Annotated in this window: 13 protein-coding genes; 8 read left to right on the plus strand and 5 right to left on the minus strand. The window is 44.9% G+C overall.

The window, feature by feature from the left end; genetic code table 11:
- The first annotated feature begins 120 nt into the window (after nt 1-120).
- Together QT990_RS12305 and QT990_RS12310 are read left to right on the plus strand one after the other, a co-directional pair.
- Nucleotides 121-1,326, plus strand: coding sequence for an aldo/keto reductase (locus tag QT990_RS12305; RefSeq protein WP_333305168.1), 1,206 nt, complete (start codon nt 121-123; stop codon nt 1,324-1,326).
- 216 nt (nt 1,327-1,542) lie between these two features.
- Nucleotides 1,543-2,298: a Fe-Mn family superoxide dismutase gene (locus QT990_RS12310; RefSeq protein ID WP_333465289.1), complete on the plus strand. Its 756-nt coding sequence runs from the start codon at nt 1,543-1,545 to the stop codon at nt 2,296-2,298.
- A gap of 267 nt (nt 2,299-2,565) precedes the next feature.
- Here the strand turns inward: QT990_RS12310 and rsmG are convergent, their stop codons facing one another.
- A complete protein-coding gene (gene rsmG / locus QT990_RS12315; protein ID WP_333465290.1) occupies nt 2,566-3,309 on the minus strand; it encodes a 16S rRNA (guanine(527)-N(7))-methyltransferase RsmG in 744 nt (247 codons plus the stop codon).
- Between the two features lie 194 nt (nt 3,310-3,503).
- Nucleotides 3,504-4,169 (minus strand): energy-coupling factor ABC transporter ATP-binding protein, encoded by a 666-nt coding sequence (locus QT990_RS12320; RefSeq protein ID WP_333140315.1) that lies wholly within the window; start codon nt 4,167-4,169, stop codon nt 3,504-3,506.
- A 445-nt stretch (nt 4,170-4,614) separates the two neighbouring features.
- Here QT990_RS12320 and QT990_RS12325 point away from each other — a divergent pair, with 445 nt between their 5' ends.
- The 3 genes from QT990_RS12325 to QT990_RS12335 all read left to right on the plus strand — a co-directional run bounded on the left by QT990_RS12325 (nt 4,615) and on the right by QT990_RS12335 (nt 6,838).
- On the plus strand, nt 4,615-5,631 hold the full coding sequence (locus QT990_RS12325; RefSeq protein ID WP_333465291.1) for a Sll0314/Alr1548 family TPR repeat-containing protein: 1,017 nt from the start codon (nt 4,615-4,617) through the stop codon (nt 5,629-5,631).
- Nucleotides 5,632-5,759: 128 nt separating this feature from the next.
- On the plus strand, nt 5,760-6,212 hold the full coding sequence (locus tag QT990_RS12330) for a DUF3531 family protein (RefSeq protein ID WP_190659407.1): 453 nt from the start codon (nt 5,760-5,762) through the stop codon (nt 6,210-6,212).
- A 179-nt stretch (nt 6,213-6,391) separates the two neighbouring features.
- Nucleotides 6,392-6,838 (plus strand): NUDIX hydrolase, encoded by a 447-nt coding sequence (locus QT990_RS12335; RefSeq protein WP_333410926.1) that lies wholly within the window; start codon nt 6,392-6,394, stop codon nt 6,836-6,838.
- A gap of 150 nt (nt 6,839-6,988) precedes the next feature.
- On the opposite strand, the gene QT990_RS12340 is transcribed toward QT990_RS12335, so the two are convergent.
- Entirely contained in the window at nt 6,989-7,354 is a 366-nt protein-coding gene (locus tag QT990_RS12340) for a phage holin family protein (protein ID WP_333288002.1), read from the minus strand.
- Between the two features lie 27 nt (nt 7,355-7,381).
- A complete protein-coding gene (ychF, locus tag QT990_RS12345) occupies nt 7,382-8,473 on the minus strand; it encodes a redox-regulated ATPase YchF (protein WP_333410925.1) in 1,092 nt (363 codons plus the stop codon).
- A 121-nt stretch (nt 8,474-8,594) separates the two neighbouring features.
- Between ychF and QT990_RS12350 the strand changes: the two genes are divergently transcribed.
- Nucleotides 8,595-8,951: a hypothetical protein gene (locus tag QT990_RS12350; RefSeq protein ID WP_333410924.1), complete on the plus strand. Its 357-nt coding sequence runs from the start codon at nt 8,595-8,597 to the stop codon at nt 8,949-8,951.
- Between the two features lie 133 nt (nt 8,952-9,084).
- On the opposite strand, the gene QT990_RS12355 is transcribed toward QT990_RS12350, so the two are convergent.
- Nucleotides 9,085-9,333 carry a gamma-aminobutyric acid A receptor, epsilon-like protein gene (locus tag QT990_RS12355; RefSeq protein WP_332979482.1) on the minus strand — a complete coding sequence of 83 codons (249 nt, stop codon included), beginning with the start codon at nt 9,331-9,333 and terminating at the stop codon, nt 9,085-9,087.
- A 579-nt stretch (nt 9,334-9,912) separates the two neighbouring features.
- Here QT990_RS12355 and QT990_RS12360 point away from each other — a divergent pair.
- The gene (locus QT990_RS12360) at nt 9,913-10,974 is read left to right on the plus strand and encodes a C39 family peptidase (protein WP_333140324.1); all 1,062 of its coding nucleotides are present in this window, start codon (nt 9,913-9,915) and stop codon (nt 10,972-10,974) included.
- A gap of 103 nt (nt 10,975-11,077) precedes the next feature.
- Nucleotides 11,078-15,040 (plus strand): caspase family protein, encoded by a 3,963-nt coding sequence (locus tag QT990_RS12365; RefSeq protein WP_333140326.1) that lies wholly within the window; start codon nt 11,078-11,080, stop codon nt 15,038-15,040.
- The last annotated feature ends 49 nt before the right edge of the window (nt 15,041-15,089 follow it).

The raw sequence follows: 15,089 nt of genomic DNA on the forward strand, positions 1-15,089 counted from the left end.
TGTATGACGGAGGAATATTTTTAGGGTGGTTTATAAATCTCCATCCTAAAAACCACGCGATTCATCTGTCAACTGTCAACTGTCAACTGTCAACTGTCAACTGTCAACTGTCAACTGTTTATGATGCAATATCGCAGATTCGGTCGCACAGAATTATCCATGCCCGTCTTTTCCTGCGGTGGCATGAGATATCAGTATAAATGGCAAGACGTGCCAGCCAATGAAATTCCCTCAGACAATCAACAAAATCTAGAAGCGACGATTAGCTACTCGATTGAATGTGGCATAAATCACATAGAAACAGCTCGCGGTTACGGCACTTCCGAAATGCAACTGGGGTGGATTTTCCCGAAATTTCCCCGCGAAAAGTTGATAGTGCAAACGAAAGTTAGCCCCAAACCACACTCGCAAGACTTCCGCGAAGACTTTGATAAATCCTTAGCTTATTTGCAACTAGAATACGTGGATTTACTGTCGCTGCACGGCATTAATACGTGGGAATTGCTAGAGGATTCTATGCGTCCGGGCGGCTGCATGGATGTGGCGAGAAAGTTGCAAGCAGAAGGGAAAGTTAGGTTTATTGGTTTTTCCACTCACGGCCCGACGGATGTGATTGTCAAAACAATTGAAACTAATCAATTTGATTATCTTAACTTGCACTGGTACTACATCAATCAAAGTAATTGGCCAGCTATTGAAGCTGCTAAACGTCACGATATGGGCGTTTTTATTATCAGTCCTTCCGACAAAGGCGGTCAACTTTACAGCCCGCCGCAAAAATTGGTAGACTTGTGTTCTCCGTTGAGTCCGATGGTGTTTAATGATTTGTTTTGTTTGTCGCATCCGCAAGTACACACTTTGAGTTTGGGCGCAGCAAAACCTGAAGATTTTAACGAGCATCTGAAAACTGTAGAATTGTTAGATAGAGCCGATGAAATATTGCCACCGATATTAGAAAAATTAGAAAAAGCAGCAATTGATAAATTAGGAGAAGATTGGTTTAAGACTTGGCACGTCGGTTTACCAACTATCGAAAATACTCCCGGAGGTATTAATATTTATGTGATTCTGTGGCTGTGGAATTTGGCGCAGGCTTACGATACGATCGACTATTGCAAGATGCGCTACAACCTTTTAGGTAATGCGGGCCACTGGTTCCCCGGCCAAAAAGCCGTAGCTTGCGGGGCGGAACGCCATCGCCTCCATGAATTAGACTTGCGCCGCTGCCTAGCCCACAGTCCCCACGCTGCTAAAATTCCCGGTATTCTCCAAGCAGCCGATCGGCTTTTTGGAGGCGAAGCCATCCAGCGTTTGTCCCAAGAATAATCGCAAAAAAACCCGGTTTCGACAGAGAAACCGGGTTGGTTAGCCGGAGCACGCGAGATTTACTTACGCACACACCATTAGCGTAGACTTGAGAAACTCTCACAACCATCGCCCATCCGTCTCATCCATTCGGGCGATACAACTTTTTTTCTCAACTCACTCCCATTTTGCTTCAATCTGAGATAAAACAGTTAATAATTCACTTAGGTACTTTTTATGACTCTCAAACGCCGAGATTTCTTGTATTTGCTGACTGCCAGCGTCGGAGCTATTACCGGAGGTGCTTGCCAAGCATCAGGGAATAATTTAACGCAACCAAGTCCAACTGCAGAAAGCCCAAAAATAGCCCAAACTCCGGGGCCTTTTACACTGCCACCTCTGCCCTACGAATACAATGCTTTAGAACCGCACATCGATGCGCGGACAATGCAATTTCACCACGACAAACACCACGCCGCTTACATTAAAAACCTCAACGAGGCTATCAGCAAATACCCGCAACTAAAAAACGTGAGTGCGGAAAATATGCTGCGAGACTTGAGTAAAGTGCCGGAAGATATTCGCACGGCTGTTCGCAATAACGGCGGCGCACACTTAAATCACAATATGTATTGGAAAATCATGAGTCCCAATGGTGGTGGCGAACCCACAGGGGAAATTGCCACAGCAATTAAGCAAACTTTCGGCAGTTTTGACGCTTTTAAAGAAAAATTCAATGATGCAGGTACAAAGCGTTTTGGCAGTGGTTGGGTTTGGCTAGTCCGCACAAAAGCCGGCAAACTTGAGATTGCAACTACTCCCAATCAAGACACTCCTTTCATGCAGGGAAATTATCCAATTATGGGTAACGATGTTTGGGAACACGCTTATTATCTCAAATACCAAAATTTGCGCGCCGACTACTTAAAAGCTTGGTGGAATGTTGTTAATTGGGCGGAAATTAACAAGCGCTACGAAAAGGCGATCGGGTAGTTTTCAATTAGATGAAATAAAGCAGACGGCGCCGTGCCCTTCTTCGTGTCAACTTAAGACTGAAACCCCTGAGAAATCTCGCTTTTAGCCCAGTCTCGATCCCCCTAAATCCCCCTTAATAAGGGGGAGTAGGGGTTGACTTTGAGAATATTTCTTGTCCCCCCCTTATTAAGGGGGGTTAGGGGGGATCGGGACCTAATCGGTAGACGCTATACTAATACTACTTTTGACATTAAGTTGACACTAACGGGCAGTGCCGTGTCCCTACTAGCGCACGGGACGCTCGAACTGCTGTACAACTTTCCGCAAGTAAACGCAGTGCCGCGCACCCTGACTCGTCGGCGTTGTGAATGCTTCTACTGACTCAACTGTGCCACCCAAATGCTCGATCGCCCTTTGCAACTCCGTCTCTTCCTCCACCGTCCAATTTCCACGGTAAAGTACAGCCAAACCGCCATTTTTCAGCAGAGGCAGCGCGCATTTAGCGCAGAGAGGAGCGGCTCCCACTGCTCGGAGAACGGCTAAATCGTAAGCTTGTTTGTGCTGTGGCGCTCTGGCAATTTCATCGGCTCTGCCCAACAAAGTCGCCGCATTTTCTATCCCTAAAGACGGCACAATTGTTTCCAAAAAAGTAATTTTCTTGCGCGTAGAATCGAGCAAAGTAACTGATAGTTGCGGCAGGGCGATCGCAATTGGCAGACCAGGAAAACCCCCTCCTGTCCCGATATCGATCGCTTTCTGCACCGACTCGGCGGCCAATTCTGGATTTTCCGCCGAATTGTGATTAGCTGGCAGCAGTCTCGCAATTCCCCGCAGAGAATCCCACAAATGTTTTTCCCAAAACTCCATCGGCTCAGTAATTCGAGTTAAATTCAAGGAGCGATTTCCCTCGACAATTAACTCGTAAAGCCGCTGAAATTGTTGTTGCTGCGACTCATCCGGCTGCCAATTCAGCGTTTTTTGCCACAACTCGTTCATCTGGGGCAACACAGACATTTTAATCTCATTCATCAGATTCTATTTCCACTCTTTTCTTTGAGTCCGCGCAGGCGGACTTTGTTTGTGTAGTCGCGAATTTTATTCGCCGATAATTTCTTCAGTCCGCGCAGGCGGACTTTGTTTGTGTAGACGCGAATTTTATTCGCTGCCAATTGATTTAGACGCGAATTCTATTCGCCGGGAAACCATTGGAAACGCCATAAAAATCAAACGCAACTTGTTTCCTTAGCTTCTAATTTAGCCCGATCGACCTCCTGCAAATCCCCGTGGTTTAGAGTCCAAAATCGGTCAGCAACGCTCAACAAATCGCTAGCATCGTGAGTAACAATCAACAAAGTCCAGTGACTTTTCAACTTACTCAACAAGCTTACCAACTGCCGTCGCATCGACCAATCCAAACCCGCCGTCGGTTCGTCCAAAAGTAGCAAATGCGGCTGCCGAATTAGCTGCACTGCCAGGGCTACCCTGCGCTGTTGTCCGCCGCTTAAAGCGTGAGGGGAAGCGCGCAGCGGCAAATGTCCGAGCCCCACTTCTGCCATTGCTGAGTTAATTTGTTCTTGTCCCAATTCAGGATGCCCCAACCGCAATTCTTCTAAAATTGTGCCACCGCAAAAATGCCTTTCTGGAAACTGAAACACTAACCCTCCTAGCTGTTGCAAGTGTTCTGGTGTTAATTCTTGTTCCCGCCAACGGATGTCGCCGCTAGTTTTTTCGGCTAAACCTGCTAATATTTCTAATAGCGTACTTTTGCCTGAACCGCTGCGACCCACAATCAGCCCCATTTGCTGCGATGGCAGTTCTAAGTTAATATTTTTCAGAATAGGATTCGGACAGGCGGTAGGATGATATACTAAGTTTTTTAGATAAAGCATTAACGGCAGTTGTTAGTTGGCAGTTGTTAGTTGGCAGTTGTTAGTTGGCAGTTGGTAGTTGGCAGTTGTTAACACTCAACAGTCAACTGTCAACAATCAGAAAAATAGTTATTGTTGGATCGGGGAACTTCGGGTTGTGCTATTGACAGTTAAGGCTGTTTTTGGCTGGGGCCGCTCGCCCACAATTATTTTACATAAATCTTAACAAAAAATTTCCTTTTTTTTTCAGGATTGGTGTTTGCTTTTTGAGTTTTTTGATGGTATATTTTAATAATGGAAATCTGTGCGTCTATATACTTAAAGTCACACTCCCATTATTAAAATATACCGCAACAGCTAGAAAAAATCAAGCAAATTTCACTCTTTTTTTGACCGCGGCCCGATAGTCTGAGAATTTAACTCTCTTGTTTCTAGTTTAGAGTATATTACATTGAGAGAATTGACGATGACGAAAACCCCTTTAGCATCGGTGGGCAAGCAAATGTTAAGTTCTAAACAGACAGTGCGGGCGATCGCCTGTGCAGGAGCGATCGCCCTCAGCATCTGCATTAACTCAGCAGTAGCGGGCGATCCCTTTCGCAGCAGCAACCAGCAGGCGATCGGGCCCAACACCGAAACCGCTTTCAAAACAATGTTTCAGCAAGGAAACTACAAACAAGCAAAAACTCAAGTTCAACAAGCACTATCAGCCGAACCAAACGAGCCGCTAGCCTATGCGATGGCCGCATCCCTATCCTACATCGAAAAAGACTTCAACTCGATGAATTCCTACGCGCAAAAAACCCGCGAAGTCGGCGAAAACTTGACTAAAACTAATCCCTTGCGCGGCAATATTTACACAGCAGCCGGTCACTTTCTAGAAGGGGCGAACATTATAGCCAAAGAAGGAACAGCCAAAGGCGCACCCCAAGCTTTGAGTAAATTGCGAGTAGTATTTCAATACCTAGAGGCCGCCGACAAAATAGCGCCCAACGACCCAGAACTAAACCTGATCAAAGGCTACATGGACTTAATGCTAGCCACAAACCTGCCCTTTTCCAACCCCAACGAAGCAATTCAAAGACTCGAACAAAAAGCCTCTCCCCGCTACTTAGCTTATCGCGGCATGGCAGTAGGCTATCGAGACTTGAAAAAGTACGATCGCGCTTTAGAGTTTGCCAACAAATCCCTAGCAGAAACGCCCAACAATCCAGAAGTTCTCTATCTAAAAGCACAAATCTTGTTTTCCCAATCCCAGGGAAAAGACAGCAACAAAACCTTACTTGAGGAAGCCCGCAAAAACTTCGAGGCAGCCTTAGCAAAACCCGACCAACTGCCGCGCAGTTTAGTAGCCGAAATCTTCTTTCAGCAGTGCAGAACCCGGAACCGTCTCGACAGCAAATCTCGCGACTGCGACCCGATGCGCGATAAAATCAGAGATGCAGATGGAGTCTGGGGGCCGGCGGCCTTACCACCACTATAAAAAGAGTCAGAGGGAAAGTCAGAAGTCAGGAGTCAGGAGGAAACTTTTCCCTGTCTCCCTATCTCCCACTTTTCCTCTCTCCTGCAATCCAATTCCTGCAATTCCATTCCCTTTCTTTGATAAAATTGATGCAAGTAGAGTTTCGCGAGTTTAACCCCTTTGACCTCTGGATTTGGCTGAAGTTCAGCAACGTGCCTTCAAACGGTGAAAAACAGTATGTTGAAGAAGTGTTTGACTCTTGGTTTTTCTTGGGAAAACTGGGAGGATTTAATGCGGAAAATTTGCAAGTTCAAGATGAAGGCTTAGACATCAGTGATATGAATTACGATGTTAATCTAGCCGACCAAAGCATGATGGCTTTGATGCACAATATGGGAGAAATGGAGTATCAAGGTTCTTGGGCTCGCTGCTGGTTTGATTTAGGTACTAGCGATGCAATTGGGCTCGACGTTTTGATTAATGTTTTCCAGCAACTCAGTAAAGAATTCGTAACGATTGAAAAACTAATTATCGGCGGTGAAAATATAGACTGGCCAATTGAAAATAGGAGGAGCAGAGAGGGTTTTGCTGCTGATAATTAGTCATTAGTGATTACTCATTAGGGGCGGATTCTACTCGTTACTAGGCTCTGCCTGGTAACACATATCCGGAGGCTCTGCCTCCTATGAAAGCTGCTCCGAAAGCGAGGCAGAGCCTCTGGACATTGATTCCTAGGCAGAGCCTAGGAACCAGTTAACTGATAACTAATGACTGATGACTAATGACTGATGGCTATATTATGCAAGGTAAAATTCGGGTCATTGTTTTAGGATTGATTCGATCTGGCGATCGCATCTTCGTGTCCGAATGCGAAGATCCGGTAAAACAAGAAACATTCTACCGCGCTTTGGGCGGTGGCATAGAATTTGGAGAACACAGCATCGACGCTTTGCGAAGAGAGTTTCAAGAAGAAATTCAAGCCGAGTTAACAAATATCAAATATTTGGCTTGTTTGGAAAACTTCTTTGTTTATAATGGCAAAGCCGGACATGAATTAATACAACTATACCAGTGCGATTTTGTCGCTTCCAAATTTTATGAATTGGAGAGTCTGGATTTTGCAGACGGAGATGGGGAACATACTGCATTTTGGATGCCGATCGATCGCTTTCGATCGGGCGAATTGCGCCTAGTTCCCGACAAATTTATCGACTACTGTGAAGGCTAATAACTCAACCCATACCAAAAAATAAATACCTGATATGGGGGAATTAAACCTAAAATATTTGCCGTCGGGGCGGGTTTCACCTGAAATATTGGCGATAACTAACAGGATGAATAAACCCGCCCCTTCCTTCCGCCCGCGCGTTACCTTTATCTACCGTACATTTGGCAGCTTATCCAACACGTCATAGAGAAGAGAGTTAATAAAACCGAGGGCGATCGCCCCAAGCATTGCACTCCAAATTCCCCACCGCAACCGAAATCCTTCGACTAGCCAAGCCGCCAATCCAAACATAGCAGCGTTGATAACAATCGCAAACAAGCTATAAGTTGGCAACGCAAAGGGTTCAACATTTCCAACAAAAATAGGCCGCACAAAAGCATTCAGCAATCCAAAAACCGCCGCCGAAATCATCGCTTTTCCAAAACTGTCAATATCTACCCCGATGGGCAGCTTGGAAATTATAAAAAAGCTCACTGAAGTAACCAGCCAAGCAATTGCCAGCGAAAAGATGTCGATTTTCATGCGGCCATCTCCTTAAAAAAGCTAAACATTAAATCGGAACAACAGCACATCCCCCTCTTGTACAACATACTCTTTTCCTTCACTGCGAACTAAGCCTTTTTCCTTAGCCGCATTCATCGCGCCCGTAGCAACCAAATCTTCATATGCTACAGTTTCGGCCCGGATGAAACCCCGTTCAAAATCCGAGTGAATAACCCCTGCAGCTTGCGGTGCTAACATTCCCGCGATAATTGTCCAAGCGCGAGTTTCCTTCGGGCCGCTAGTAAAATAAGTCCGCAAACCCAATAATTCATAAGTAGCTCGAATCAGAGATTTCAAGCCACCTTCTTTTACCCCCAGAGATTCTAGGAAATCCGTTCGTTCTTCCTCGGATAACTCCACCAATTCTGACTCAACTTGCGCCGAAACTATGACAACCTTAGCCTTTTCTGCTTCTGCTACTTCCCGCACTTGTTCGACATAGTTATTTCCCGTTGCTAAATCGTCATCAGACACGTTAGCAGCATAGATAATTGGTTTGTTGGTCAGTAATTCCAAACCTTTAACTAATTCAGCTTCTTCCTCTGTGAAATTGTACTGCCGCGCTGGTTTCCCCGCATTCAAAACGGCGACTAATTTTTCGAGTACATCCACTTCGGCCTGAGCTTCCTTATTGTTGCGGGCTAGCTTGCGAGTGCGATCGAGCCTGCGTTCAATTTGAGCTAAGTCTGCTAGAATTAATTCGAGATTGATAATGTCAATATCTCGCTGGGGATCGACAGAACCCGCAACGTGAATAATATCGTCATTGTCAAAACAGCGGACAACGTGGACGATCGCATCCACAGCCCGGATGTGAGACAAAAACTGATTTCCCAGTCCTTCTCCCTGACTCGCCCCCTTTACTAAACCCGCAATATCCACAAATTCCATCCGCGTCGGCACAGTTTGCGCGGAATTGCAAATATTGCTCAGCACCTTCAACCGTTCGTCTGGCACTGCCACGATACCCGTATTTGGCTCGATCGTACAGAAAGGAAAATTAGCAGCAGTCGCCTTGGCATTAGCAACCAGAGCATTAAACAAAGTAGATTTGCCAACATTAGGCAGTCCGACAATTCCGGCAGTAAGCATAGCTATTTAGAAACATATCACTGTTTCAAAATATCATAAGTATCAGCAATATATCTGACTCGTGTGTTCTAACTTCCACAGCTAAGCTTGAATAAATATCTAACTTGAGGTAGATGGCTAAATGCTTAACAACTTGTTAAGCAAAGTAACGATCGCTGTGGGGCTGTCGCTGCCCCTGTTAGCGCTGACAGCAGCTAGCGTTTTCGCTCAGATGGTCAAAGTTTCGGTGGTTAACAACAGCGGCAAGACGATGACAGCCGTCTATATGTCTCCTCCCGATAAGGATACTTGGGGAGAAAACGAGCTAGAGGCCCCGATTCCCGATCGGGAAAAGGCAGGTTTTGAGTGGGATCGAGCTGACTACGAGGGTTCGGAGGCGGGCTGTGTTTTTGATGTCCTGGCCGAATACGAGGACGGCAAATCGACTCCTTTGTCTGCTGTTGACCTTTGTAAAGAGACTGCGCTCAACTTCAATTAATCGATAATCTACGCAAAAACCGAGTTTTTTCAAGTCTGATATTCCACAAAAAGATTGGGGACTTGGGAGAAAGCCGGTTTTTGCGATCGGCCTGACAAACAATCTTAAATTTCGCGATCGACTAAAACATAATTTACACCGGTTCAGGGATTGTCTGAGGAATAGGTTCCGGCACTGTTTGAGGAATTGGAGAGGGTACAGTTTCCGGCACCGGTTCGGGAATTGGCTGGGGAATTGGCGCAGGTACCGGTTCCGGTACAAGGCCGGGAATCGGTTCGGGTACGGGGCCCGGCACTGGTGGCGATGCGGGTATAGTCGGCAGCCCCGGTTCGGTACTGGGAATCTGGGGGCCTGGAAACGGACTAGGGTTGGGAAAAATCACGGCAATTCTATTAATAACTCGATACAATCAGCGTAGATAAAAAACTAAAAATACGACATCTATCTAAATAGTGAAAATTTGTTTTAAGTGGAATTTAGCTGCATTTTATATCGGCTGTTTGGAGTAGATGACAGCAACCGGGTTTATTTGTATTTGATTTTTTATGCTGACGGAATGCAATTTGGGCACAGGCCCCCGGTACAGGCCGTGAACCCTTGAAAAAAGCGTAGCGTACTCATCACGTGCGATCGCTACAGCCCGTGGGAGCAATTCTAAAATCTCAAATCTCAAATCTCAAATCGCCCAATCGATCGCCCTCCGAAAAGCCTTGCCAGCCTGTGGTTTTGCACGACACCTAGCCAAAAGTACAGGTTCTGTCCTGTACTTACGGCCAGTGGCGAGCTGGCCTTTTGGCTAATTTAAGACTCAACTAAAAGCTAGGAACTTTTTGGGAATTATTCTCCTACTATTAAACCTACGCTGTCACAGATTTTTAGGATTAAGCAAAAAGTTTCTCCCAATCCAAATCTGTTTCGGTCTATGCAACAAGGAAACCCGAGGCATAAAGGGGCATAAAAAATGCATCTCCAAGATTTTGTCGAGACAAATATCAAATACGATGTCAGCAAAATAGTAGCCGATCGAGAGTTAAGCCTGGAAATCCAAGAGCTTCTGATCGCTCAAGGGCTACTCTCTCCCACAGTAGAAGATATCTTTGGCCCTGTTTCTATTGCTGTTTTAAAACGCTTCCAAAAACTAAATCGCTGCTATGAACCAGGATTTTTGGGAAAACGAACAGCTACCGAACTCCTCGAAGTTGATAAAGTAGCAACGCGAGGAGCGGAAGGGGTTCCCTCAATTCAGGTTAAAATTATCCAAGATACTCTCCTTAAAAATAAACCGTTGCAATCCGATGCTTTATTGCCGGCAGAAAAACACAATCTCAAAGTCGGCGTCACCCTCAGAGTTGCATCATTTGAAGTTGAGCGCGGTCATTTAAAAATCACCTTAGCTGATACTCCTGTTGAGAATACTTGGACTGGATATATTTTTGGAGAACACGCCGAAGTTTTTGAAGGCACTACCAGAATTTATCCAAAACGCGATGAAGTTAAATTGCCGGTTCCTTACAAATCTCAGAGAGATAATGAAATGAACCCTGATGGTTCTTGCAATGTTACTTCAATAGCGATGTGTTTGGAGTATCTAAAGATTCCTCGTCGGCACAGTGAGGGGCAGTTTGAGGATGAGCTTTACAACTATGCCTTAGATCAAGGATTAAGCCGGCATAGTGGTTACGATCTAGCTCAAATTGTGCGCGACTATGGAGCGAAAGATAACTACAGTGAAACGGCCACCATTGAACAAGTTACAGATTGGTTAGCGAGTGGAAACCCAGCAGTTGTACATGGCTATTTTACTTATCCAGAAGGTCACATCGTTGTCTTCGTTGGCTATGACAGCACAGGCTTCATTGTTCACGATCCTTATGGGGAATGGTTCGCCGATGGATACGAGCGCAATGAACCCGACGGAAACGATGAAAAGGGTAAATTCCTGCATTACTCCTACGGAATGATTAAAGATACCTGCATCCCCCCCGATGGAAGGTTTTGGGTACATTTTATTTCCCGCTCGTGAGAGTTGGTGTCATTTTTCCATTTCCTAGAATCGTTAATAGCTAGAAAATATTAGCTATTAACGATTAAAACCAATTTAAACACTTTAATTAAACAAGGCAGTTATGGCAAAAAAAATTTACGCGCTGTTAGTTGGTATTGACAACTATTCTCCCGCATCTAATCCTCTCGTCCCTCCCTTAAAAGGTTGTGTTAACGATATTAAAGCTATAGAAGCTTATCTGCGAGAGCGAATTACTCAAGATAGCGAATGGAAACTGATAGAGCCTACAGACCAACCTTGGATACTGCTCAATCAAGATGCCACTCGTCAGGCAATTATCAGCGGTTTCCAGCAGCATTTGTGCAACGCTGACAGCGAAGATGTTGTCTTATTTTACTATTCCGGTCATGGCGCTCAAGAGAAATCACCAGAGGAATTTTGGGAATTAGAGGCAGACCGCTTAGATGAAACTTTAGTGTGCTATGACAGCCGTGCAGAAAATGGTCGGGACTTAGCTGATAAAGAACTAGCCTACCTCATATCCAAAATAGCCCTAAAAGAACCCCGCATTGTTGTCATTCTTGACTGCTGCCACTCCGGTTCGGGCACCAGAGACTTACCCGCAGAAACAACAGTGCGCCGCGCCTTAGTAGACTCGCGAGAGCGACCCCTAAGCACGTTTATTTTTGCCGAAGACGCACCAGCAATCCAGGAAATATTAAGCACTTCTAAAGAATCAGAAAAAAAGACAACAGGTGTCATTTTGCCCAAGGGAAAACACATTTTGTTTTCGGCCTGTAGAGACTACGAACTGGCGAAAGAATACAAAACTGAGGATGGAGAAACTAGAGGAGCTTTCTCTTACTTTTTGCTGCAAACACTACAGCGAACCAATGGCAACATAACCTATCGAGATTTAGCGAGAAATATGAATGCTCTCGTGACCGGAAAAGTCAAAGAACAGTCGCCGCAAGTAGAAGCAACCGACAGGCAGGATTTAGACCAACCTTTCTTGGGCGGTGCTATTAAAGAACGGCCTCACTACTTCACCTTAACTCACAGTCAAAACCTTCGGAATTGGGTAATTGATGGAGGGTCTATTCACGGAATTCCTAAACCCTCTAATGGGGGAGATACTCGATTAGCATTTTTCCCCTATGGCAGCAGTCCCGAAAAGTTGCGCCAACTTTCAGAAGCTTTAGGCGAAGCACGAGTAACTCAGGTATTGCCACAACGCAGCCAAGTAGAAATTATTAACGGTCAAGACAGCTTATCAGAAACTGAGAGCTATTGGGCCGTGGTGACAAGTTTGCCGTTGCCAGCGTTGAAAATTTACATTAAGGGCGATGAAAGTGAAGTCCAAGGCATCAAAAATCTGCAAGAAGCACTGTCAAAAGCAGCAATTGGCAACAAACCTTCCTTGTATGTGCAGCAGGTAAATGAAGCTAAAGATGCAGATTACCATCTGTTAGTCAGTCAGGGTCAGTATTGGATTTTACAGCCTGATAATAACCGGCCTTTAGTTGCTCCGATCCCCGAAGAACCAAATCAGTCGGAATACACAGATGAAATTGCTTTACAGGTGATTTATCGTTTAGAACATATTGCCCGTTGGAATAACATTTTACAACTCTCCACTCCTGCGACTAGCCGCATTAAAACCGACGAAGTGGAAATGGAAATAATTCTGCTTTGCGGTCAGCAAGAATCTTCGCCAGGGGATAGAGACGGAAACATCTCCTCATCTGAGATGCGTGTCGATTACGCCTATGACAATGGGGAGTGGCAAGCGCCAAACATCCAAATAAGGCTGACTAATAAAAGTGACAAGAAGTTGTTTTGTAATGTAATCGTTCTTTCCGAAAGTTTTGCCGTAGACACTCCATTTTTTGACAGAGATAGCAGCATATTGCTCCCCGCCAACAATTCAGAAAATCCCTCTAGTATTACCAGCTTTGATGATATTATATTTCAAGTGCCAGACGCATATTTTGAACAAGGCATTACTGAATATAAGGATATTCTCAAGCTAATTGTATGTACCACAGAATTTGATGCTAGCTTGCTAAAACAAGATGGACTAGCGCCGCCTAAACTGACTCGTTCTCTTGGAGAAACAGAGGGAACTCTGAATACCTTGATGGCACAACTTAATACTCGCGAAGCCGTGAGAGCAAAAGGAAATTATGATGATTGGATGACAAAGGAAGTCACGATTACAATTGTCCGACCTCAAGATGCTCAACCAATTAAGGCTAATCGCAGCACTGCCTTACAACAGGGTGCCGTCGAAGTTCAAGCTCATCCAACTTTAAAAGCGAAAGTGAATCTCACCACTGTACCGCAAGCGAGTCGAGATTTAGGGAATTTGATTTTACCTGCGATTTTGCGGCAACAAAATCGCGTGAGTGAATCTTTCCAATTTACAACCAGCCGAGGCACTGATCCAGGGTTAAGTGCTTTGGAGTTAAGTGATGTAGAAGATTATGAAGCGGTGACACCAACAACCCCTCTCAACTTGTTGGTCAATCAAGAATTAGCGGAAAATGAGCATATATTACCTTTTGCTTATGATGGGGAATTTTTCTTGCCATTAGGAAGAGGGGCGAGAACAGAAGATGGCAAAACAGAGATTACGCTGGAACGCTTACCCAAACCAACAGTTAGCAGTCGCAGCCTTCACGGGTCCATCAGAATTTTCTTTGAAAAAGTCGCCCATCAAAAATTGGGAAGACCTTATGAATATCCTATTTTAGCTGTAGCAGAGGTCAGCGAAAAAGGTGATGTCAGCTACGAAAAAAATCCAGAGCAAGTTAAAGCTAGAGTTGCCAAAGCCCAGCGAATCATTCTCTACATTCACGGGATTATAGGGGACACGCAAAGTATGGTTCCTAGTGTCAGACAGACGTTAGTAGAAGTGGAGGGACAACAGCGACAGATTGCAGAAATTTATGACTTAGTTTTGACTTTTGACTACGAGAATATCCAAACAACCATAGAGGAAAATAGCCGCTTATTAGGTCAAAGATTGCAAGCAGTTGGTTTGGGAGGAAATCACGGCAAGCAGTTGCATATTGTGGCTCACTCAATGGGGGGCTTGGTTTCTCGCTGGTTTATTGAGCGAGAAGGTGGGAATCAGGTTGTCCAGCACTTGGTGATGTTAGGGACACCTAATGGGGGTTCTCCTTGGCCTACAGTACAGGATTGGGTTTTCACAGCGCTTGGGATAGGGTTGAATCAACTTTCAAAAATTATTTGGCCGACCAAAATAGTTGCTCAATTACTGGAGTTTTTAGAAGCAAATGATTACTCGCTAGAGCAAATGCGACCGGATTCTGCTTTTCTGAAAAAACTTGCCGAAAATCCTGACCCAGGGGTTCCCTATACAATTATTGCGGGCGATCGCTCAATTGTTTCAAAAGCTCTAGAATTTCAACCAGACAAGGAATCAAATCCCTTACAGCGGTTATTGACCAACCTTTTTGGTAAAACTAAAGACAGAGTTGTAGAATTGGCATTTTTCAGTCAACCTAATGATATTGCCGTTGCTTTAACGAGCATCAAAAATGTCAGTGCTAACCGCTCTCCTGCCCCCAAAATCCTATTACCGGATACTGCGTGCGACCATCTTAGCTACTTTACACATCAGGCTGGGTTAGATGCTCTGGCAGCGGCTCTTTTCCTCAGTCCAAATGGCAATAGCCCGTTATTAGTAAAGCCTTTGGCGGCGGCAAGAGTAGAGGATGAGCCAGAGAGTATGAATTCTCAGCCTGTGGTTAAAAATACAGTCAACCATCTACCTGTTGCACAACAGCTTGCCAAAACTCCCGTAGAAAGTTCTTCTCCAGCCTCGAACAATCTCACCCGTGCACATTCATTTGGATCGGGTACGCTAAACGTTCAAACAGAAAATAATTCAAGGATAACAGGTTTAGGAATTTGGCTAGTTGCGTTTTTAATCGCAGCGGCTATTGGCTTAATTGGTCTCTGGCCTCGTTCTCCCGTGCAACAACCAGTGAATCAAAAATCAACGAGTCAGTCAAACGAACAAGAACTCTATCAGTTTAAAAGAACTAGCAATTAGTTTTTGGTTGACAGTTTTACCAGAATTAAACTGAAACTTGAAATAAATT

The sequence above is a fragment of the Microcoleus sp. T3_B1 genome (genome assembly GCF_036700445.1).
Taxonomy (GTDB): domain Bacteria; phylum Cyanobacteriota; class Cyanobacteriia; order Cyanobacteriales; family Microcoleaceae; genus Microcoleus.

Coding starts and splice junctions, on each gene's coding strand:
- QT990_RS12310 (WP_333465289.1), top strand. CDS start 1,543: ATGACTCTCAAACGCCGAGATTTCTTGTATTTGCTGACTGCCAGCGTC.
- QT990_RS12325 (WP_333465291.1), top strand. CDS start 4,615: ATGACGAAAACCCCTTTAGCATCGGTGGGCAAGCAAATGTTAAGTTCT.
- QT990_RS12305 (WP_333305168.1), top strand. CDS start 121: ATGATGCAATATCGCAGATTCGGTCGCACAGAATTATCCATGCCCGTC.
- rsmG (WP_333465290.1), bottom strand. CDS start 3,309: ATGAATGAGATTAAAATGTCTGTGTTGCCCCAGATGAACGAGTTGTGG.
- QT990_RS12365 (WP_333140326.1), top strand. CDS start 11,078: ATGGCAAAAAAAATTTACGCGCTGTTAGTTGGTATTGACAACTATTCT.
- QT990_RS12320 (WP_333140315.1), bottom strand. CDS start 4,169: ATGCTTTATCTAAAAAACTTAGTATATCATCCTACCGCCTGTCCGAAT.
- ychF (WP_333410925.1), bottom strand. CDS start 8,473: ATGCTTACTGCCGGAATTGTCGGACTGCCTAATGTTGGCAAATCTACT.
- QT990_RS12360 (WP_333140324.1), top strand. CDS start 9,913: ATGCATCTCCAAGATTTTGTCGAGACAAATATCAAATACGATGTCAGC.
- QT990_RS12330 (WP_190659407.1), top strand. CDS start 5,760: ATGCAAGTAGAGTTTCGCGAGTTTAACCCCTTTGACCTCTGGATTTGG.
- QT990_RS12350 (WP_333410924.1), top strand. CDS start 8,595: ATGCTTAACAACTTGTTAAGCAAAGTAACGATCGCTGTGGGGCTGTCG.
- QT990_RS12335 (WP_333410926.1), top strand. CDS start 6,392: ATGACTGATGGCTATATTATGCAAGGTAAAATTCGGGTCATTGTTTTA.